Source organism: Pseudomonas aegrilactucae (genome assembly GCF_019168305.1).
Taxonomy (GTDB): domain Bacteria; phylum Pseudomonadota; class Gammaproteobacteria; order Pseudomonadales; family Pseudomonadaceae; genus Aquipseudomonas; species Aquipseudomonas aegrilactucae.
In genome coordinates, this window is the sequence record NZ_JAHTBI010000015.1 from 50,125 (window position 1) to 69,614 (window position 19,490).

The 19,490-nt window shown below is 65.4% G+C and carries 18 protein-coding genes; 12 read left to right on the top strand and 6 right to left on the bottom strand.

Annotation, left to right across the window (positions count from 1 at the left end; genetic code table 11):
* Window positions 1-211 precede the first annotated feature (211 nt).
* Together KUO17_RS05850 and KUO17_RS05855 are read left to right on the top strand one after the other, a co-directional pair.
* Window positions 212-1,690 (top strand): collagen-like triple helix repeat-containing protein, encoded by a 1,479-nt coding sequence (locus tag KUO17_RS05850; RefSeq protein WP_217974233.1) that lies wholly within the window; start codon window positions 212-214, stop codon window positions 1,688-1,690.
* A gap of 104 nt (window positions 1,691-1,794) precedes the next feature.
* Window positions 1,795-3,465, top strand: a complete 1,671-nt coding sequence (locus KUO17_RS05855) for a ShlB/FhaC/HecB family hemolysin secretion/activation protein (RefSeq protein ID WP_217974235.1) — start codon at window positions 1,795-1,797, stop codon at window positions 3,463-3,465.
* A gap of 89 nt (window positions 3,466-3,554) precedes the next feature.
* Here KUO17_RS05855 and KUO17_RS05860 read toward each other — a convergent pair whose 3' ends face one another.
* Together KUO17_RS05860 and KUO17_RS05865 are read right to left on the bottom strand one after the other, a co-directional pair.
* Window positions 3,555-3,962: a response regulator gene (locus tag KUO17_RS05860; RefSeq protein ID WP_217974237.1), complete on the bottom strand. Its 408-nt coding sequence runs from the start codon at window positions 3,960-3,962 to the stop codon at window positions 3,555-3,557.
* Between the two features lie 42 nt (window positions 3,963-4,004).
* Window positions 4,005-4,187, bottom strand: a complete 183-nt coding sequence (locus tag KUO17_RS05865; RefSeq protein WP_217974239.1) for a Flp family type IVb pilin — start codon at window positions 4,185-4,187, stop codon at window positions 4,005-4,007.
* 322 nt (window positions 4,188-4,509) lie between these two features.
* Here KUO17_RS05865 and cpaB point away from each other — a divergent pair, with 322 nt between their 5' ends.
* The 8 genes from cpaB to KUO17_RS05905 are packed head-to-tail and all read left to right on the top strand — an operon-like array spanning window position 4,510 to window position 11,920.
* Window positions 4,510-5,430, top strand: coding sequence for a Flp pilus assembly protein CpaB (gene cpaB, locus KUO17_RS05870; RefSeq protein ID WP_217974240.1), 921 nt, complete (start codon window positions 4,510-4,512; stop codon window positions 5,428-5,430).
* A gap of 21 nt (window positions 5,431-5,451) precedes the next feature.
* Window positions 5,452-6,744 carry a type II and III secretion system protein family protein gene (locus KUO17_RS05875; RefSeq protein ID WP_217974242.1) on the top strand — a complete coding sequence of 431 codons (1,293 nt, stop codon included), beginning with the start codon at window positions 5,452-5,454 and terminating at the stop codon, window positions 6,742-6,744.
* Complete coding sequence (locus tag KUO17_RS05880) at window positions 6,741-7,934, top strand: CpaE/TadZ family protein (RefSeq protein WP_217974244.1); 1,194 nt, start codon at window positions 6,741-6,743, stop codon at window positions 7,932-7,934. Before KUO17_RS05875 ends, KUO17_RS05880 begins: the two co-directional genes overlap by 4 nt.
* Window positions 7,931-9,199 carry a TadA family conjugal transfer-associated ATPase gene (locus KUO17_RS05885; protein WP_217974245.1) on the top strand — a complete coding sequence of 423 codons (1,269 nt, stop codon included), beginning with the start codon at window positions 7,931-7,933 and terminating at the stop codon, window positions 9,197-9,199. The genes KUO17_RS05880 and KUO17_RS05885 overlap by 4 nt, the downstream gene beginning before the upstream one ends.
* Window positions 9,196-10,083, top strand: coding sequence for a type II secretion system F family protein (locus KUO17_RS05890; RefSeq protein ID WP_217974247.1), 888 nt, complete (start codon window positions 9,196-9,198; stop codon window positions 10,081-10,083). The genes KUO17_RS05885 and KUO17_RS05890 overlap by 4 nt, the downstream gene beginning before the upstream one ends.
* Before the next feature lies 1 nt (window position 10,084).
* The gene (locus tag KUO17_RS05895; protein WP_217974249.1) at window positions 10,085-10,969 is read left to right on the top strand and encodes a type II secretion system F family protein; all 885 of its coding nucleotides are present in this window, start codon (window positions 10,085-10,087) and stop codon (window positions 10,967-10,969) included.
* A 13-nt stretch (window positions 10,970-10,982) separates the two neighbouring features.
* Window positions 10,983-11,666: a tetratricopeptide repeat protein gene (locus tag KUO17_RS05900; RefSeq protein WP_217974250.1), complete on the top strand. Its 684-nt coding sequence runs from the start codon at window positions 10,983-10,985 to the stop codon at window positions 11,664-11,666.
* Window positions 11,663-11,920: a DUF3613 domain-containing protein gene (locus KUO17_RS05905; RefSeq protein ID WP_217974252.1), complete on the top strand. Its 258-nt coding sequence runs from the start codon at window positions 11,663-11,665 to the stop codon at window positions 11,918-11,920. Before KUO17_RS05900 ends, KUO17_RS05905 begins: the two co-directional genes overlap by 4 nt.
* A 181-nt stretch (window positions 11,921-12,101) precedes the next feature.
* Here KUO17_RS05905 and KUO17_RS05910 read toward each other — a convergent pair whose 3' ends face one another.
* From KUO17_RS05910 to KUO17_RS05920, 3 genes are all read right to left on the bottom strand, one after another.
* Complete coding sequence (locus KUO17_RS05910) at window positions 12,102-12,773, bottom strand: hypothetical protein (protein WP_217974253.1); 672 nt, start codon at window positions 12,771-12,773, stop codon at window positions 12,102-12,104.
* Between the two features lie 335 nt (window positions 12,774-13,108).
* Window positions 13,109-13,891 (bottom strand): response regulator transcription factor, encoded by a 783-nt coding sequence (locus KUO17_RS05915; RefSeq protein WP_217974255.1) that lies wholly within the window; start codon window positions 13,889-13,891, stop codon window positions 13,109-13,111.
* 132 nt (window positions 13,892-14,023) lie between these two features.
* Window positions 14,024-14,494, bottom strand: a complete 471-nt coding sequence (locus tag KUO17_RS05920) for an A24 family peptidase (protein WP_217974257.1) — start codon at window positions 14,492-14,494, stop codon at window positions 14,024-14,026.
* A 75-nt stretch (window positions 14,495-14,569) separates the two neighbouring features.
* Here KUO17_RS05920 and KUO17_RS05925 point away from each other — a divergent pair, with 75 nt between their 5' ends.
* Window positions 14,570-15,013 carry a TadE/TadG family type IV pilus assembly protein gene (locus KUO17_RS05925; protein ID WP_217974258.1) on the top strand — a complete coding sequence of 148 codons (444 nt, stop codon included), beginning with the start codon at window positions 14,570-14,572 and terminating at the stop codon, window positions 15,011-15,013.
* Complete coding sequence (locus KUO17_RS05930) at window positions 15,010-17,679, top strand: PAS domain-containing sensor histidine kinase (protein ID WP_217974260.1); 2,670 nt, start codon at window positions 15,010-15,012, stop codon at window positions 17,677-17,679. The genes KUO17_RS05925 and KUO17_RS05930 overlap by 4 nt, the downstream gene beginning before the upstream one ends.
* Here the strand turns inward: KUO17_RS05930 and KUO17_RS05935 are convergent.
* Window positions 17,664-19,490: Tad domain-containing protein (locus KUO17_RS05935; RefSeq protein ID WP_217974262.1), on the bottom strand; the 1,827-nt coding region annotated here is incomplete at its 5' end. The two genes, KUO17_RS05930 and KUO17_RS05935, sit on opposite strands and share 16 nt — an antisense overlap.

The following is a 19,490-nucleotide window of genomic DNA, read 5'->3' on the forward strand; positions in this document are numbered from 1 at the left end:
TGGCCGCTGCTGCGGCCTTTCGTCGTTTCCAAGTGCCTGATGATCAAGGTCTTTCCGGGCGGTGCCAGCGTATATAGGAAGGGGTTAATACCAAGCTCAGAATTGTTCCACCTTGCCCCGCGCGCTCAGATGGCTGCAACGGACGTGGAGCCACCGTTGTTGCGGTGCCATCCACCTATAAAAGCAGCGGCAGCGGTAGCAAGGAGTCGCCATGAAAACTCAAGCGTGGATCAAAGCGAGTACGGCAGTGATGCTGGTGTTGAGCATCGGCCTGGCCGGGTGCAGCAGCGGTGGTGGCGGCTCCAAGAGCCGTGTGAGCAGTTCGTCGCCCGATGCGGCGACTGACGGTGGGGCCACCGATGGCGGCGCTGGCGGTGGAACGGGGGGCGGCACGGGCGGTGGTACAGGTGGCGGAACCGGTGGTGGCACTGGCGGCGGTGACGGCGGGACAGGTGGTGGCACCACCTCGACGTCGGTTATCGGCCAGGTGGTCACCCAGGTCGGCACCGGCGTGTCCGGCCTCGGTACCGGGGTGTCTGGCGTGGGCGAAACGGTCAGCGGCGTGCCGGTGATCGGCAGCACCGGCGCCGGCGACCTGGTGACGGCCACCGGCACCGCAGTCACCAGCATCGGCAATGGCCTGAGCACCGGCCTGGGCCAGATTGGCACCGGCGGCAATGCCATTGGCGAAACGGTCAAGGGCGTGGGCAATGGTGTGTCCGACCTCGGCGGCGGGGTTCAATCGCTGGCGGGCAGCCAGTTGATCGAGCAGATTCCGCTGGTCAACGGTGTGGTGGACAAGGTCGGTGATGTGGTGGTGATGCTCGGCGATACCTTGAGTACGCAGAGCACGACCGGGCCCTTGGGCAACCTCAACCAGCAGTTGAGCAATCAGGTGGTGAACGTGGTGTCGCTGGTGGAGACGGCCACCGGCAAGGTCGGTGACTCGACAGGCCTGGCTGGCCCGGTCGATTCGCTGCTGAGCAAGGTGGGCGGTGCCGTCGACGGTGTGGGTGACAAGGTCACCAGCGCCGGCAACGGCAACCCGCTGACCACGGCGGTCGGTGGCCTGGTGAGCAACGTCGGCAGCGCCGTCGGCACGGCGGGCGGGCTGGTCAACACCGGCACCGGTACTGGCAGCGGCCCCAGCGCGCCAGGTGCAGGGTTGCTGGAGACGGCCGGTGGCGCCGTCGCCGGCCTGGGCAACGGGCTCAATGCGGGGAGCAGCAACGGCGTGCTCAGCGCGGCGGGCAATACCGTCAATACGCTGGGCCGGACGGTTGCCTCGCTCGGCCCGGTGCTCGGCGGCAATGGGGTGGCCAGCGTGCCGGCCGGTGTACCCACCGCCGCCCTGGGCAACAGTGTCGGCACGGGGATTACCCCGGTGGTGAGTGGCGTGGCCAGTATCACCCGGCAGGTCGGCGTGGCGACGGGTATCGGCGCTCCGGTCAACGGCCTGGTGAACACTGTCGGTGGCGCAGTCAGCAACCTCGGCGGCCAGATCGCTGCCAGTGGCAGCAACCCGGTGACCACCCAGTTGGGGGGCACGGTCACGGCGGTGGGTGGCACGGTTGCCCAGGTCGGTGGCCTGGTAACGTCGGGTAACGGGCAGGCCGCCGGCGGTGGCGTGGGCGGCCTGGTCAATGGGCTGGTCGGTGGCCTGAAAGGCGGGCTGGGGGCGAGCAAGTAAAAGGCCATCATCGATTAGACGATTTTACGGGCAGCACCTACGCTTGAGTCTGACGAGGGAACCGTCCTGGTTTCCTCGTATTTTTCAGGATCATGGAGTGTCCTATGCGATCGATGCTCGTCGCGTTATTGGGTCTGTCCTGGGTGACCTCGCTCCACGCCGAGCCCCTGCCGAGTTTCCTCAACAGCAACGACACCGAACGCAACCTGCCGGCTCCCAACCTGCCCGCCGACGCCTTTCGCCCCGCCACCCCACGCCTGAACGTGCCCGCCCCCGAGGCCAGCCAGCAGCAACCCTTGCTGATGAGCACCCGCGTGCAGGTGCGCCGGGTGCGCATCGAGGGGGGCACGGTGTACCCGCTGAGCGAACTGCGCGACAACTACCAGGGCCTGCTCAACCGCGAGGTGACCCTGGGCGAACTGATCGAAGCCACCCGTCGTCTTACCCAGCGCTACCAGGCGGACGGCTACCTGCTCTCGTATGCCTACCTGCCGCCGCAGGACTTTGCCGAAGGGCGCCTGCGCGTGGTGCTGGTGGAAGGCTACATTCGCGATTTCGAATTGCAGGGCGATGTGGGCCCGGTGTCGGGCTACCTCGACAAGCTGGTGAACAAGCTCAAGGCCGAGCGCCCGCTGACGCGCAAGACCTTCGAACGCTACACCTCGCTGATGAGCCGGGTGCCGGGCCTGACCCTGCAGGCGCAGGTGCCGCCACCGGGCACCACTGACGGCGCGACGCGGCTGATCGCGCAGGCTTCACGCAAACCGTTCACCAGCACCTTGAGCCTCAGTGATGGCAACCGCGAAGACACCCAGGCGCTGATAGGGCTGAACAGCAACGCGCAGACCGGGGTGGCCGAACAACTGAGCTTCAGTGCGCTGTTCCCGCCGGGGCAGGACGACGAGCGCTACTACCGCCTCGACTACTCGCAGTACCTGGACACCGAAGGTACCCAGCTCAACCTGTCGGCGTCGCGCTATCGCAGCGACCCGGCGGCGCGGGTGCGCCTGCAGAACGGCATCGACCTGAAGCAGCACCGCGAGAACGACCGCTACTCGATCGGCCTGAGCCAGGCGCTGATTGCCTCGCCGACTGAATGGCTGAATGTGGCGGCGCGTTTCTATGCGGTGGATGACAGCACTGACTACCGCGTGGTGGGGGCACCGATCAAGGTCAGCACCCGCACCGATGTACGCGCCTTCGCCTTCGAGGCCGACTGGAGCCAGTCAGATGCGCGGCAATTGCGCATCCTCAGTGCCGGGGTGTACCAGGGCCTGGACCGGCTGGGTGCCAGCACCGACAGTGACTACGACCTGGACTTCCTGCGCCTGCGCGTGTCGGGGGTACAGAGCGACCGATTCTTCGAGCGCTGGCAGGGCGTGGCGTCGGCAGCGCTGTACTGGACCGACGACAGTTTGCCGGACAGCGAGCGGGCGGTGTTCGGTGGGCAGAACTTCGGCCGCGGTTACCCGAGCGATCAGGCGTCGGGCGACAAGGGCTGGGGGGCGGCGTACGAGGTCAACTACAGCTTCAGGCGCGAGGGTGACTGGTTGAAGGTGGTGCAGCCTTATGCGGTGCTGGATGCGGCGCGCACCTGGTTCAACGAATTGGCGGTGCGTGACTCGCAGCTGTCGTCGGTGGCGCTGGGGGTGCGTTTTGGTGATGCGCGTTACTACAACATCTCGCTGGAGGCGGCCAAGCCGATGTCTGACATCGCGCTGGACAGCTTCAATCGGCGCCCGCGCTATACCTTGAGCTTCAGTTATCAGCTGTGAGGCTGACGGCCCCTTCGCTGGCAAGCCAGCTCCCACAGGGTTTTGTGTGCAGCGCAAAACCTGTGGGAGCTGGCTTGCTAGCGAAGCCGTCAGTTGACCAGTTGCAGGCGCGGTTTGGGAAACAGGTTGTCGAGGGTCTCGAGCAGGCGCACGTGGTAGATCGGCTTGCGAAACAGGTCCAGCACCTGCAGGCGCAGCAGGTCGCTGACGGCATCCATGTCGGCATGCCCGGAGGTGACGATCACCGGCAAGTGCTGGCGCGCGGTGTGTTCACGCAAGCGCCTGATCAGCGAAATGCCGCTCTCCTGCGGCATGTTCAGGTCGGTGATCACCAACGCGATGTCCGGGTGGCGGGTCAACTGCTGCAGGGCGAGTTCGACCGACGTTGCCGTACGGCAACAGAAGCCCTCACCCTCCAGCAATTCGGCCAGTTCCAGCAAGGCGTCCTCTTCGTCATCCACTAGCAGCAACTGTTCGCGTGGGTGGCAGGGCGGCATGTTTCGTTCCTGTGACAGAGGGCCAGTGACGCGGGTTGGGGATCAAGAAGTCAACGCGGTAACGACACCGCTCAGCACACCGGTGACGGCGTTGCCGACGCTATCGGACACCGTGATGATCGCCACTGCGACCATGGCCGCCACAACGGCGTATTCGATACCCGAGGCACCGTCGGTACGCTGCAGGAAACGTTTGCACTGCTTGAGAACACGGGAAAGGACCATGGTGCAGCTCCTTGCGCCAAGGGCGCGGGTAGGGGGCCCGGAAGCGGTGATTCCCCTTTGCCACCACAGCATCGTCAAGCGCGCCTGAACCAGCAAATGTAAGAAGGCATTAATACTTAAGTGATAGCTAAAAGCCGACGCCAATAAGCTGTTGTTTTCAGGGGGTGTCGGCTTACCGGCGCAAATAAATCTGACGGGTAATGGCATTTTGTCCTAGCTGCGCTACCGTCCAATAGCGAAATAGTTACTTGCAAATGCAACGGTGTGGACCCGTTCTCAAACGCAACAGCGGGATGGTCGGGCAGGCAGAAGGAACGCCGACATGAGCAGTCGCATCACCATGATCCTTGCCGTGCTGTTCCTGTTCGGGGCCTTGTTGGCCGGTTACTGGGGGCTGGTGCTCAGCCGCACCGCCGATCAGCCGGCCCCCGCCGCTGCCGCGCCCGCCCCCGCGCCGGTTGGCGCCGATCCTGACAGCGGCGCCTTGCGCCAGCCTGTGCTGGTGCTGCGCCGCGATGTGGCGGCCTACACGCCGCTGACCGCCGAGGATGTCGGCGTGGAGCAGTTGCAGGTGGCGCCGGCCGGCAGCCTGCAACGCCCCGCACAGGTGCTGGGGCGCAGCAGCTGGCGTGCGCTGGCTGCCGGCACCTGGCTGGAGGAAAGCAGTTTCGAGGAGGGCGGACCGCTGGCACGCATGATCCAACCGGGTGAGCGCGCGCTGGCCGTGGCCGTGGACGAGGTGGTCGGCGCCGCCGGCCAGTTGCGCCCCGGCGACTACGTCGATGTGCTGCTGTACCTGCGTGAAGAGAATGCCAACCCGCAGGCCTCCGCCCAGGTCGCAGTGCCGGCCCTGCGCCTGCTCAGCGTCGGCGAGCAACTGGGGCTGGGCAGCGACGGCAAGCCGGTCGAGGCTGCCCTGGATGCCAAAACCGCCCAGCAACAGCGCAGCGTGATGGCGCGCACCGTGGTGCTGGCGGTGCCGCAGGCGCTGACCAGCCGTTTGCTGCTCGCGGCCCAGGCCGGCAGCCTGCGCCTGGCCGTGCGCAGTGCGCAGGAGCAGCGCCTGGCGCGCTACTGGGCCGACCCGCAAGCCGCCGCGCCTGCGCTGCAAAGCGCCAACCGCGACCTGTTCCGTTTCAGCCAGCTGGCCCTGTCGCCCGCTGGTGCAGCCCCTGTCAGTGCCGCGCCGCAGGCCGCGATGCAGATCATCCGTGGCCCGCAGGCAGCACCGCCCACCCCGTGATCGACGCAAGGATGCCCTTTGATGAGCAGTGGTTCGCTGGTATTCAAGCGTTCATTCATGACCCTGGTGCTGGCGGGCCTGCCGGTCGCCGGTGCCTGGGCGGCGGCCTCGGGCTGCTCGGGGCTGAGCCCGGTGCCGTCGGCCATCGAGATCGACCAGGGCCTGCAGCAGGAGATACGCCTGCCGGTGGCGATTACCCGGGTGGCGGTGGGCGACCCCAACATCGCCGATGTGCAGGCCAGTGGTGAGCGCGCCATCGTGCTCAGCGCCGTGGGGCCCGGTGCCACCAGCCTGATGCTGTGGACCGGCTGCGCGAGCGCACCGCGCCAGAGCATGATTTTCGTCAAGGGCCGGGCCACCGCCGAGATGACCGAACGCGCCCAGCCGCCCAGCCTGGACCCGTTGCTGCCGAGCCAGGTGCAGGCCGACATCCGCTTTGTCGAGGTCAGCCGCACCAAGCTCAAGGAGGCCGGCTCGCGGCTGTTCTTCAAGGGCTCCAACAATTCGCTGTTCGGTTCGCCGGGAACCGTACCGAGAACAACCGTCTCTCCCGATTACGTGCCCGGCGCTGTCGCCCGGCCGGATGGCAACGGCGTCGGCGCGTTGGTGGACGTGCGGCCGAGCATCCCGCTGATAGATAGTGCCTTCAACATCGTCTGGGGCGGTGGCAGCAGCCGTTTCCTGGCCGCCATCGACGCCCTGGAGAGCAGCGGTTTCGCCTACACCCTGGCGCGTCCCAGCCTGGTGGTGCTCAGCGGCCTGACCGCCAGCTTCCTGGCCGGTGGGCAGATCCCGATCCCGGTGCCCAGCACCGGCAGCGACACGGTGACCATCGAGTACAAGGAGTTCGGTATTCGCCTGGCGCTGTCGCCGACGGTGATCAGCCGCGACCGCATCACCCTCAAGGTGGCCCCCGAGGTCAGCGAGCTGGACTACAACAATGCGGTGAACATCGGCGGGGTGGCGGTGCCGGGCCTGACCGTGCGGCGTACCGACACCAGCGTGTCGCTGGCCGATGGCGAGAGTTTCATCATCAGTGGCCTGATCAGCAGCCACGCACGCTCGGCGGTGGACAAGTTCCCGGGGCTGGGCGATATCCCGATCCTCGGCGCGTTCTTTCGCCAGTCGTCGGTGCAGCGCGAAGAAACCGAGCTGCTGATGATCGTCACCCCGCACCTGGTCCAGCCCCTTGCGGCCAACGCACGGTTGCCGGAGCTGCCCGGCGAACGCCTGCGCAACTATGACCCCAGTTGGGGGCGGCTGTTCTTCCTCGAGAATGGCAACTTCGAACAGCGCAGCGGGTTGAGCCAATGAGCCAGAACCTGAGCCAGACCTTTCTCGCCATCACCCGCAACGAGGGTGACCTGCAGTGGCTGCAGACCGCGCTGGCGCCGCTGGGGCAGGTGGTGGGCGCCGGCAGCGGCAGCCTCGACGAACTGCTCGCGCTGGTGGATGTGACCTTTGCCAACCTGGTGTTCGTGGGCCTGGACCGCGAGCAGGTGGTGAGCCAGTGCGCCATGATCGAAGGGGTGCTGGAAGCCAAGCCGATGCTGGCGATCGTCGCCCTGGGCGACGGTATGGACAACCAGTTGGTGCTCAACGCGATGCGTGCCGGTGCGCGCGATTTCGTCGCCTATGGCTCGCGCTCCAGCGAAGTGGCCGGGCTGGTGCGGCGGCTGAGCAAGCGCCTGCCACCGGTGACCAGCAACCCGCACCTGGGCAGCCTGACGGTACTCTACGGCACCCAGTGCGCCGCAGATGGCGCGCTGCTGACCAGCCACCTGGCGCGGGTGGTGCAGGGCAGCGGCCAGCAGACCCTGCTGCTGGACCTTGGCCTGCCGCGTGGCGACAGCCTGGCGCTGCTGGGGCTGGAGGCCTCGTTTCACTTTGGCGACGCGTTGCGCCACCTGCGCCGGCTCGATGCCACGCTGATCGGCAGTGCCTTCGCGCTCGACCCGTCGGGCTTGCGCCTGCTGGCCTACGCCGAGACGGACGAACCCCTGGAACGCACCAGCGCGGCGGAGCTGTACATGCTGCTCAGCGCCTTGCGCCAGCACTTCCAGCACATCGTGGTGAACCTGGCCGGGCAACCCGACAGCGATGCCCTGCGCACCTTCGTCAGCCACTGCGACAAGCTGATCTGGTACACCGACCAGAACGTGTTGGATTGCCGGCGCAATCTCGAGGTGCTGACCCTGTGGCGCGAGAAGGGCATGAAGCTGGAGCATGCCAGCCTGCTGGTGGATCGTTACCTGCGCAGTGTGGTGCCGGATTCCGATGCTCTGGGCAAGCGCTACGGCCTGCCGGTGCTGGTGGTACTGCCGTACAGCCCCGAGGTGCGGCTCAATGCCAAGAACCAGGGCCTGTCGTTGTTCGAACTGGCCCCGCGTGAAGCCCTGACCCAGGCCATCAAGGCGCTGGGGGAGCGCCTGGCGCGGCGCTCCGAAAGCCTGCAACCGAAGGCGGGCAACTGGATGCAACGGCTGTGGGGGCACACCAAATGAGTGCGGATGACCTGTTCGGCGGCCCGCGGCAGAACCCGGACAGTGACCCGCAGGGCCTCAAGCGCGCCCTGCACCGGCACATCATCGATGCCATCGAGGACACCGGGCGCAACCTGCTGGAAGGTTCACGGCCGGTGCTGGCGCAGTTCGTGGTCGAGCAGGTCGGTGACTATATCGCGCGCCAGCGCCTGGCGCTGTCGCGCTACGAGATGGAGCGCCTGGCCGAGGAAATCGTCGATGAACTCACCGGCTTCGGCCCGCTGGAGGTGCTGTTGCGCGATGCCAGCGTCACCGAAATCCTGGTCAACGGCCCGCACCGGGTGTTCATCGAGCGCGCCGGTGTGCTGCAGCAGACGGACCTGCGCTTTATCGATGCACACCATGTCGAGCGGGTCATGCAGCGCATCCTGGCACCCCTGGGGCGGCGCCTGGACGAGTCGTCGCCGATGGTCGATGCACGCATGCCCGACGGCAGCCGGGTGAATGCGATCATCCCGCCGGTGGCGCTGGACGGTCCCTGCCTGTCGATCCGCAAGTTTCGCAAAGACATGCTCAAGGGTGCCGACCTGCTGGCCACGCGCGCCATCGATCAGGCCATTTTCGACTTCTTCGGGCGGGCGGTGAGCAAGCGCTGCAACATTCTTGTCAGCGGCGGTACCGGCACCGGCAAGACCACCCTGCTCAATATCCTCAGCCAGTTGATCAGCCCCCGCGAGCGGCTGGTGACCATCGAGGACGTGGCCGAGCTGCAACTGGACCACCCGCACGTGGTGCGCCTGGAAACCCGCCCGCCCAATGCCGAGGGGCATGGCGAGATCAAGGCCAGCGAGTTGATCCGCAACGCCCTGCGCATGCGTCCCGACCGCATCATCCTGGGCGAGATTCGCGGCGTCGAGGTGCTCGATGTGCTGACCGCGATGAACACCGGGCATGACGGCTCGATGAGCACCGTGCACGCCAACACCGCGCAGGATGCGCTGTTGCGCCTGGAGACCCTGGTGGGGCTGACCGGGCGTCAGGTGGCCGAGAAAACCTTGCGCCAGATGATCTGCGCGGCACTGGATGTGGTGGTCCAGCTGGCGCGCCTGCCCGATGGCCGGCGCTGCGTCAGCGAGGTGCTGGAGGTGGTCGGGGTGCGCGATGACGTGTACGTCACCAATACCCTGTTTCGCCTGGACCGGCGTGGCGGCGAGGTGTTCGTCCGCGACGCGGTCAACCCGGCCAGCGACAAGCTGCGTCGTGACATCGGGGAGCCTGCGCCGTGATCGGCGCACTGCTGCTGGGGCTGTTTTGCCTGGCCCTGCTGGGGGTGTCGATTCGGCTCTTCTACAGTGGCCTGCGCAAATCCGGCAACGAACGCATCATGCAGCGCCTGGGCCAGCACCAGGTGCCCGTGGCACACAGCAGCCCCAGCCGCCTGGGCGGGCTGGAGCGGGTGTTGCTGCGGGCCGGTTTCGACTGGCGTACCGAGCGCCTGGTGATGTGGCTGGCGCTGTGGCTGCTGCTGGCCGGCGTGGCGGGGCTGTTCGGTGGCTGGCCTGGCGCACTGCTGGCGGTGGTGCTGGGGCCGGTGCTGCTGCGCCTGTACCTGAGCTGGTGCTACCAGCGCCGGGTACAGCAGATCATCGCGCAGTTGCCGACCCTGCTCGATCAGTGCGTGCGCAGCCTCAAGGCGGGGCGCACGCTGAACGACGCGGTGATCGGCGCCATCGACGCTGCGCGCGAGCCATTGCTGGGGACCCTGCAGCGGGTCAAGCGCAACGTTCACATGGGCGTGAGCCTGGACGATGCGATGTCGGATCTGGCGCAACTGTACGAGCGTGATGAATTGCGCATGTTCGCCCTGGGCCTGCGCATCAATCATCGTTATGGCGGCAATGCCAGCGAGTTGCTGGAGAACCTGATCAAGGTCATTCGCGAACGCGAGCAGGGTGCCCGGCAATTGCGCGCGATGACGGGTGAAACCCGTATCACCGCGGTGGTGCTGGCGGTGCTGCCGGTGAGCGTGGCCGGCTATTTTCTGCTGAGCAATCCCCACTACCTGCTGACCATGTGGCACGACGCTGTTGGCCAGCGCCTGCTGTTCAGTGCCTTCGTGCTGCAGGGGTTGGGGTGTGTGGTGTTGTGGCGCATGTTGCGGAGTATCTGAGATGGCCGTCTTGCTCAGTGCCGTGCTGTTTTTTGCCGCGTTTGTCCTGCTGCTGAGCCAATGGGCGCGCCAGCGTCGTCGCCAGCGCCTGGTGGAGCAACGCCTGCAGGGTCGCCAGCGCGACGAGAACCCGCTGGGCAGTTGGTTGCAGCGCCTGGGCAGCAGCCGTCTGGGCCAGCGCGCGCTGAACCTGGATGGGGAGACCCGTCAGTTGCTTGACCGGCTGGGGTGGCGGCGCTCGCGCCAGCGTTCGCTGTACGCTGCCGTGCAGGTGGGGCTGCCGGTGTGTCTGATGGGGGCGGGGGTGGTGGTGCAGGAAGTGTTCTTGCGCGAGATGCGCTCGCCCTGGCTGTTGCCGTTGATGGGGCTGGGGCTCGGCTATCTGCTGCCCAAGCGTGCGCTGGCCTGGCTGGCCCGGCGTCGCCAGCGCCAGGTGGCGCAGGAGGTGGCGACCTTCATACCGTTGTTGCGCATCATGTTCGAGTCGGGCCTGGCCGTGGAGCAGAGCCTGCGCCTGCTGAGCCTGGAAGGACGCCCGTTGCTGCCGGTGCTGAGCGAAGAGTTGCGGCTGGTGCTGGTGCGGGTGGATTCGGGGCTGGCGCTGGCGCCGGAGCTGGAACAGGCCGCGCAGTTGCTGGGCGTGGATGAGTTCAGTGATACCTGCATCATCCTGCGCCAGTTGCTGACCCAGGGCGGTGGGGCGATGAAGTCGCTGCTGGCGCTCAAGCAACTGCTCGATGACCGGCGCCTGACCACGCTGCAGGAACGGATTTCGAAGATGTCGGGAAAGATGTCGGCCGTGATGATGCTGTTTCTGTTCCCGGCGTTGTTGATCGTACTCGCCGGGCCGGGGTTTACCGCCCTGGTCCGGGCATTCGGGGCTTGAAGGGAGAGGCGGGATGAAAGCATGCATCGTAGGGCTGGGACTGTTGTTGCTCGGCGGCTGCGCCACGGACGGATCGGCGCGGTGGCTGGCGTTGCCGGGTGCGACGGCCAGTTGCGCCCAACCGGACTCCGGCCAGGAACTGTCGTTGAACATGGCCGACGACATGCTGGCCGATGGGCGTCCGCATGCGAGCCTGGCGCACCTTGAGCAATTGCCTGACACGCTTGCGCAGGTGCGTGTGCGCAAGGCCAAGGTGTTGCGCCTGCTGGGGCGCAGCGAGGCCGAGCCGTTGTACCGCGGCCTGCTGGGTGGCTGCCTGGCGGCGGAGGGCGAGCATGGCCTGGGGCAGATGGCGGCGGCGCGGGGTGACAACGTGCAGGCGCAGCAGCACTTGCAGCGGGCCATGCGCCTGAGCCCGACCGACGAGAAGATCCGCAACGACCTGGGGGTGGTCTACCTCAACCTGGGCAAGTTGGAGCAGGCGCGTTTCGAGTTTTTGACGGCGATCGAGCTGAAGGATTCCGATCGGTTGGCGGCGGTCAACCTGGTGACTTTGTTGCTGTACCAGGACAAGTGGCAGCAGGCGGCGGACCTGGTCAGCCGGCTGGGGTTGAGCGCGGCGCAGTTCAGTGAGGCGCAGGCGCGAGCCGAGCAACTCAAACCTGGCAGCGGTGCTACCGCGCAGAGGTCGTCATGAAGACAGCAGTGGTGATGGTGATGGTGGTGCTGCCGGGGTGGGTGCAGGCGATCGAGCCTGGGCCCTCGTCGAAGGCGCAAGGGGCGACCGAAGCCTGGTTGCAGGTGCAGGCCAGTGGGCAGCAGGCGTCGAAGACGCCGCAGACGGCCACGCCCAAGGAGCGTGAGCAGAGCATGCAGCGCTGGCTGGACAGCTACAAGTATGTGATTCCGGACTTCTTTCGGTGGGAGAAGAGCAGCAATTCGGACAAGTAACAAAAAGCCCAGCATGCGCTGGGCTTTTTATTACTTCTGTTTGGCGGATGCGTTCTTGAGCACCATGTTCTTGAGCTCTTCTCGCGTCTGCTCAAACGCTTTATGAGTATTTTTTTCTTCTTTGTACTTGTTTTTTAACACTTTTAGGGAGGTCATGATTACTCCTGAAAGTTGTATGAAATCATGTCGCCGAGGGGGCGTCCGGCCCAAGCTGCGTCAAGGAAACTAGCATTTTTCCGAAATGATAGCAAATGGGCTCCATGAGTTGTGCGAAGTTCATGGCGCTGTCCTCATCGCGAAAGATATATTTTTTGTTTCTGTAGATATTCAATACTGCAATGGTCTGGTAAGACGGCAATTGTTCCGTCGCGGTGTCACGTCGATATTGAATCGGTATGGAAAGTATGGATTGTGCCTCTTCGATGCCGTTGTAGTACTCGAGAACATCCTGTTTGAATCGATTACAGTATTCCTTGTTTTTATATTCGAGATTTTCAAGGAATTTTTCGATTTCGTATTTTGTGTCGTGCAGATACTGGGCGGTACCGAAGCTGGCGCAGGTGGGTGCGCCGGGAAGGATGGGCTGCGTGATGGTGTCGGAATTTCCCTGCTCGGCATACGCAAAACAGACAGGGCCTTTCATGAAGTCATCTTGCTCGCCGAATTCAACCTTGGTCGATACGGTCAGCGTCGTGTCCTCAAGCACCAGAATGCCACTGCATTTGGCCACCTTGCCCAGCACGGAGGCGTTGTACAGGAAAAGCGTGCTGCTATCGAGGATATCGACGATGTTACCCAGGCTGTCATCGGTGAGTGATACCGGATTGAACAGATCGGACGGTAGCATCATCATGATAGTGGCTCGGTACACCGAAGACTTACCTGCATTACCGTCCCAGTCCTTTGCCAGGGACAATACGCCATGCAGGCATTCGCGGATGAGTTGGTGCAGTATCGCAGGGTTGGGGCGGGGTACGGTCAGCTCTTCTTTGAACTTCTTCCGGTGCCCGCCACCTGACCAGGCTGCGCTTCAACGATGAGTGGTCAGCAGATTTTCTCATAGCCCCGACCGGCTCTCTACCTGGAAATGGGCACCGAATGCGACACCGGGTCAATTCAAGGGCGCGTGGCGTGAGGCTCCAGGTGCTTTACCCTTTGCCTCTCATGCGTGCTGTATCGTCAGATTGGTCAGTGCGCGGTCACCCGCTGACGCAGTGTCGACGGGCTGGGTGCCAACGCCAGCGCCAGTTGCGTACGGTTGTGCATGTGAGTCAGGCGCAGCACCTGCGAGACATACAACTTCACCGTGTTCTCGGTAATCCCCAGCTCACAGGCAATCTGGTAGTTGGTCTGGCCCTTGCCCACCAGCCGCGCCACGTCCAGCTGACGCGGTGACAATTGATCGAAGATCGCCGGGATGCTCTCGCTCGCCGGCGCACGGTCGTCGCTGCCGTCGCGACTGCCCGCCGCCTGTTCGCGTGCCTTGCCCAGGTCCTGGTAAAGATCGTCGATGGACTCGGCCAGGTACTGCAGCTTCTGGTTGAGGTGGCCCAGGTGGTTGTAGTTCTTCTGTCGCTCCAGCAGCACCGCCTCCTGGCGCTGCAGGCCTTCGAGCAACTCGTCGAGGTTGACCGGTTTCTGGTAGTAGTCGGCAAAACCTTCGCGCAACGCCTTGATCACATCCTGCTTGTCGGCACGCCCCGTCAGCATGATGGCTTCGAAGACGCGCTGCTGGCCGGCCACTGTCCTGAGCGCCTTGACCAGCTCGATGCCATCGCGCTCGGGCATGTGCAGGTCACACAGCACCAGGCCGATCTGCGGGTCACCGGCAAAGCGCGCGATGGCCTCGCTGCTGCAATGGCAGGGGACACAGCGGTACCCGCTGCTCTCGATAAACTCGCACAACTCTTCAACGATCAAGGGCTGGTCATCGACAACCAGGACCTTCACTGGGCTCATTGGCTTGTTCACACGCAACTCCCTGCTGGCTGCACCTTCCTGACGGTCTGAAATGGATCCGAGTTCGGTGGGCATTAGCTAAAAAGTAGTCGCACTTTGCGGTTATGTACAAGGTTCATACCGGGCTGTGAGATCACTGTGCGACTAATGGATCCATACCGCCGCGAGTAGGAATCCAGCCAGCACGAACGGCGCAAAGGGTTGTTTTTTTGACGTTTCCTCGATCACTTGCTTGAAGCGGTTCTTAACTTTCTGACTCAGAAGGGACCATAGCCAGCGGCGGCTCAGCAGCCACACCATCACCGCCACGCCGGCACCGATAAACGTGCCCAGCAGGTACATCCGGTCCGTTGCCAGCGCCAGGGCGCCGAGCAACTTCACATCCCCCGCACCCAGACGGCCGAGCATGTAGCCGGGCAGGGTCAGCAGCATCACGATCAGCAGCGCCCAACCGGCTTCACTCGCCTCGGCGCCGATCCAGGTGCGTCCGGTGACGAACAGGTAGGCCAGCGCACAGGCGGCGGCGCCAAGGGTGAGGGTATTGGAGATATGCCTTTCACGGGCATCCTGTTCGGCACACAAGGCGAGCCACAGCAGCAGGACGATGCTTTGCATAGGCGAAATGCCATCCCTTGGTCGTGATTGATTCTATGCTTGATTTCGGGTGTCACTGTCAGGGTAGACGCGATCATGAAAGCAGGCCTTGCGAGACGGCAAAAAGGTGCAGCGGCCATCGAGTTCGCTGCGGTGTTCGTGATTTTCTTTGCAGTGTTCTACGGGGTGGTGAGCTACGCCCTGCCGCTGTTGATGCTGCAGTCGTTCAACCAGGCCAGCAGCGAGGCGGTGCGCCGGTGCGTGGCACTGGACCCCAGCAGTGCCACCTACCGCACCGACGTGCCGGCACTGGCCAGGCAGGTACTGACCCAGCAGTTGACCTGGATGCCGGGCACGTTGCAGTTCCAGGTGGCGCGCGACGCTACCGTCACCTTGAGCAATACCAACCTGCTGACGGTGCGTATCGATTACGCCAAGGCGCGCCTGACGGCGGTGCTGCCGGTGCTCAGGCTGCCGCTGGTGGGCGAAGTGCCGCGCCTGCCGGCCAGCCTCAGCGCCGAAGCGAGCCTGCAGCTATGAGCGGCGGGCAACGCCTGTTCGAACGTTGGCGCCCACGCCCGGGCGTTGCCGCCCCCCAGGAGCAGGCGCCGCCAGCGGTGGGGCTGCAAGTGTGGCTGGATGACCAGGGCCGTGTGCTGCGCGTTGGCGGGCCGCTGGGGCGCAGCCTGGCGCGGGTGCGAGCCCCCGGCGCCCCCGTGCACGATTACCTGCAGGCGCACAGCCGTGTGGTGCTGGAAGGCACCCCGGTCGACTGGCAGGCGCAGCCGCTGGACCTGGCCTTCGACACCCTGAGTGGGCACACCCTGCACACCCGAGGCTGGTTGCTGGCCCATGCCGAGGGCTGGCTGTTGCAACTGTTCGATGTGGGCGACCTGCTGCAGCAGCGCCAGCAGGGCCTGGACGCTCAGCACCAGCAGCAACTGGCCCTGCAGATGGCGGCGGCGCTGCGCGGTTGCAGCCTGGAACACCTGGCGCACGTGGCAGGCGAACAGGTACAGCACCTGGCCTGGCACTGGCGCTGCGGCTGGGCGGCGCTGCTGTTGCGTACCTCGACAGGCTGGCAGACCTTCGCGCGCAGCGAGGCGCCTGCCCCCTGGGCCGACGAGACGCGCCTGGGCGTGCTGCTCGACAGCCTGGAGCCGGAGCACCTGTTACGCAGTGGCGAACACCTTGGCCTGCAGGGGCTGTTCGCACACACGCCGCTGTGGGTGCTGGGCCACGCCCAGCAGCATCGTGCGCAGGCCTGGCTGCTGTGCGCCGACGACGGCGTGCAGGGTGTGCCAGGGGGCGCGCGGGTACTGCTCGACGCCTTGGCCGAGCCGTTGCTGGCGCGCCTGGCAGACGGCCGCCTGCAGGCCAGCCAGCAACGCCTGGACAACGTGCAGGGCCTGCTGGGTGCGGGGTGGTGGGAGTGGTCGTTGCACGAGCCCTACCTGCAACTGGCGCCCGGGCTGGCCGCGAGCCTGGGGGTGGACGCACAACTGTCGGTACCGGCCTGGTTGGCGGTGCTGCACCCGGCGGACCGTGAGGCGGCGCAACTGGCATTCGAGGCTGTGCAGCGCGAGGGTGGCAACCTGCAGGTGTGCGTGCGCCTGCACCGCGCCCCGCTGTGCTGGTACCGCGTGTGCGGGCAGGTACAGGGGCACGGCTTCAAGCGCCGGCTGCACGGCTTCATGCTGGATATCAGCGATATCAGGCTGCAACAGCAGCAGGCCAGTGCCGCCCATGCGCGGCTGGACAACCTGATCGCCAGTTCGCCGGCGGTGATCTACATCCAGCGTTATGAAGCCGGCGCCCTGCATGCCGAGTTCTTCAGTGCCAGCCTGCAACCGTTGCTCGGCTGGGCGGCCGATGCCGGGCAGCAACCGGCGCAGTGGGTGCACCCCGATGACCAGGGGCTATGGCTGCAGCGCACCCGCACCTTGCTGCGCGACGGCCAGGTGCGCAGTCGCTATCGGCTGTGCGACAGCCGTGGCGAATACCACTGGGTGCTGGACGAAGCGCGGCTGCTACGTGATGACCTGGGCTTGCCGGTGGAGGCGGTGGGCCTCTGGCTCGATGTCACCGAGGCCACGCTGGCTGGCGAGCGTATCCGCGAAAGCGAAGAGCGCTATCGGGTGCTGGTGGAGGACTCGCCGGCAATGATCTGTCGCTATCGACCGGACCTGAGCCTGGTGTTCGGCAACCGTCCGTTGGCCGACTACCTGGAGTGCGCCCCCGCACAGCTGCCCGGCCTGAACCTGGGCCAGTGGATGTCGCTGGCCCAGCGTGAGGCCTTCGTGCAGCGCCTGGCGGGCCTGACCCCACAGCAGCCGGTGAGCAGTGCCGAGATCTGCCTGCAGTTGCCGGGGCGCGAGCATGCCTGGTGGGTGTGGTCCGATCGCGGCGTGTTCGATGCCGCTGGTCGCTTGCTGGAGGTGCAGGCGGTGGGGCGCGACAATACCGCGCTGCGGCGCAGCCAGCAGCAATTGCTGCAGAGCGCGAAGATGGCCACCCTGGGCGAGATGTCCACGGGGCTGGCGCACGAGATCAACCAGCCGCTCAACGTGATGCGCATGGCGCTGGTCAATGCCCTCAAGCGCCTGGAAAGCGGCGAGGTGGAAGTCGATTACCTGCGCGAAAAGCTCAAGCGCATCGATGCCCAGGTGGTACGCGCTTCGCGGGTGGTCGACCACATGCGCGTGTTTGGCCGGCGTTCGGAGGTGGAGCCGCAGGTGTTCGAAGCCTGGCAGGCCATCGACGGTGCCCTGTCGCTGCTGGCCGATGGGCTGGCGGGCAAGGGCGTGGAACTGCGCGTGAACGAGGCGCAGGCCGGCTGCAGGGTGTGCGGCCACCCCGATCAGCTGGAGCAGGTGCTGATCAACCTGATGGTCAATGCGCGCGATGCCTTGCTCGGTCGGCGCGATGCCGAGCCGCAGCTGCGCCCATGGATCGCGGTGCATCTGGAACGGGTGCAGGGCTGGGTGCGCCTGCAGGTGCAGGACAACGCCGGCGGCATCGAGCCGCGCCTGCTGGAACGGATTTTCGAACCCTTTTTCACCACCAAGCCCAGCGGTGTCGGCACCGGCCTGGGGCTGTCGGTGAGTTGCGGCATCATCGAGCGCATGGGTGGGCTGCTGAGTGCGCGCAATGGTGATGAAGGCGCCTGCTTCGTGATCGAGCTGCCGCTTTACAGCACCAGTTGAGCGCGTGAGCCGCAGGTGAGGTTGGCGCCGACCTCGACATGGTTCAGGTCGATCCCCAGGCCTTTGAGCAGGCTGTTGAGGATCGGGTCCAGCAGCGGACTGAGCAGATCGTTGATCACCGGGTCGAGGATCTTCTTCACGCCATCGAGCAGGTTGCCGACGGCCACCAGCAGGTTGCCCAGCAGGTTACCGTTCTGTGGCTGGTATACCTGCAGCTCGATCCCCTTGATGGTGGTGGTCAGGCTCTGCAGGATGTTGGTGGCCTGGGTATGGTTGTAGGTGGGCGGTTGATTGATGTTGGGCGGCGCGGTGCTGTTGACGGCACTGAACAGCAAGTCGACGCTGGCGCTCTTGAGCAGCGGCGTGTCGATCTTGATGCCCACGCCGCCACCGGTGAATTCCTTGTGCGGGCCGCAGATCAGCAGCAGGGTGCAGGTGCGTGTGCCGATGTCGATCAACGGCAGCGGATACACGGTGGGGCTTGCATTGAAGCTGCTGGCCGGGATGACCCTGCCCAGCTTCAGATCCAGTGCGGCGCTGTCGGTGCGGGCGGTCAGGCTCTTGTTGACGCTACAGCTGTAGTCGGTCAGGTAGCTGCGGGCCTGGGCGACCTCCAGGCTGATGTCGACGGTGGGCGAGCCGAAGGGAACGATATCGCCTGCCTCGCATGGGCCGACCACGCACAACAGCGCCTCGACAGTGCCCTTGAGGTTGAGCCCCAGCAGGCTGCTGACCGCTGAGGTCAGCGGCGAGGCAATGGTCGAGATGGCACCGATCAGCCCGCCGACGCCGCTGAGCAGGCGCATGTTGACGGATATCACGGCGCGTATCTGCGCGGTCTTGACCATTATCGCGTCGGGTCCCAGCGGCGCGATAATGGCCTTGGCCGGGTTGCCGACCGCCGAGATCTGCGGTGGCTCGACGACCTTGAGTTTGATCGAGCCGGTCAGCAGGTTGAGCACGTTCAGTGGCAGGTCGATGACCGCTGCGCTCTCCTTGTTGGCCAGCAGGATCACGGCCTGCAACAGCTCAAGCAGTTGCACGCTGGCGTCCAGCCCCGAGGCCAGGGTGCCGCTCTGTATATCGAGAATGCTGCCGAGCTTGATGTCGGTGGTGTTATTGGCATTGAGCAGCACCTTTCCCAGGTTGGTGATCACCTGCGCTGTGGCGCCGCCGCGCTGAGCCACGTAGAGCGCGGCCTGGATCAGTTGAGTGGCCTTGAGGTTCTTGGCCAGCAATTGGTCGTACTGGCCAACACCGACGCCGACATTCACGGCCAGTTGATCGAGGAAGGCGAGCAGGTTTATGTCGGTGTTGGCAATGCCCTGCCAGCCGAGCGCGTCGAGCGTGACCTTGCCGCCAAGCGGATCAAGCAGTGCATTGAGCGTGGCGGATTTGCGCGAGTCGATGGTGGCCAGGGTAGTTTGCAGGCGCAGCATCGCCTGTGGCGGCCTGGGCACCGAGGCCACCGCAGTGGCCCTCAGGGTGGTGGTGGCCGGTGGCGCGGCGCCGCTGAACAAGGCCTGCACACCGGCGGCGATGCTGGTGGTCACCGTGCTGCTGGCGCTGACCCGGATCGCTTCGGCCTGGGTGGCACTGAGGGTGAAGGTGCGCAGGCTGCTGGCGCCGGTCTGCAAGGTGCCACAGGTGGTTGCCAGGGTGCGCGTGGGCCCCACCGCGAAGCCGTTGCGCGCCGCACTGGCCTGGGCCAGCACCGGCGCCTGCGGCCCGACGCCGACGCACACCGCCGTCTGCCCGGCCGCCTCGAGGGCGGCCATGTCGACCACGCGCTGCAACTTGCGGTGCTCAAG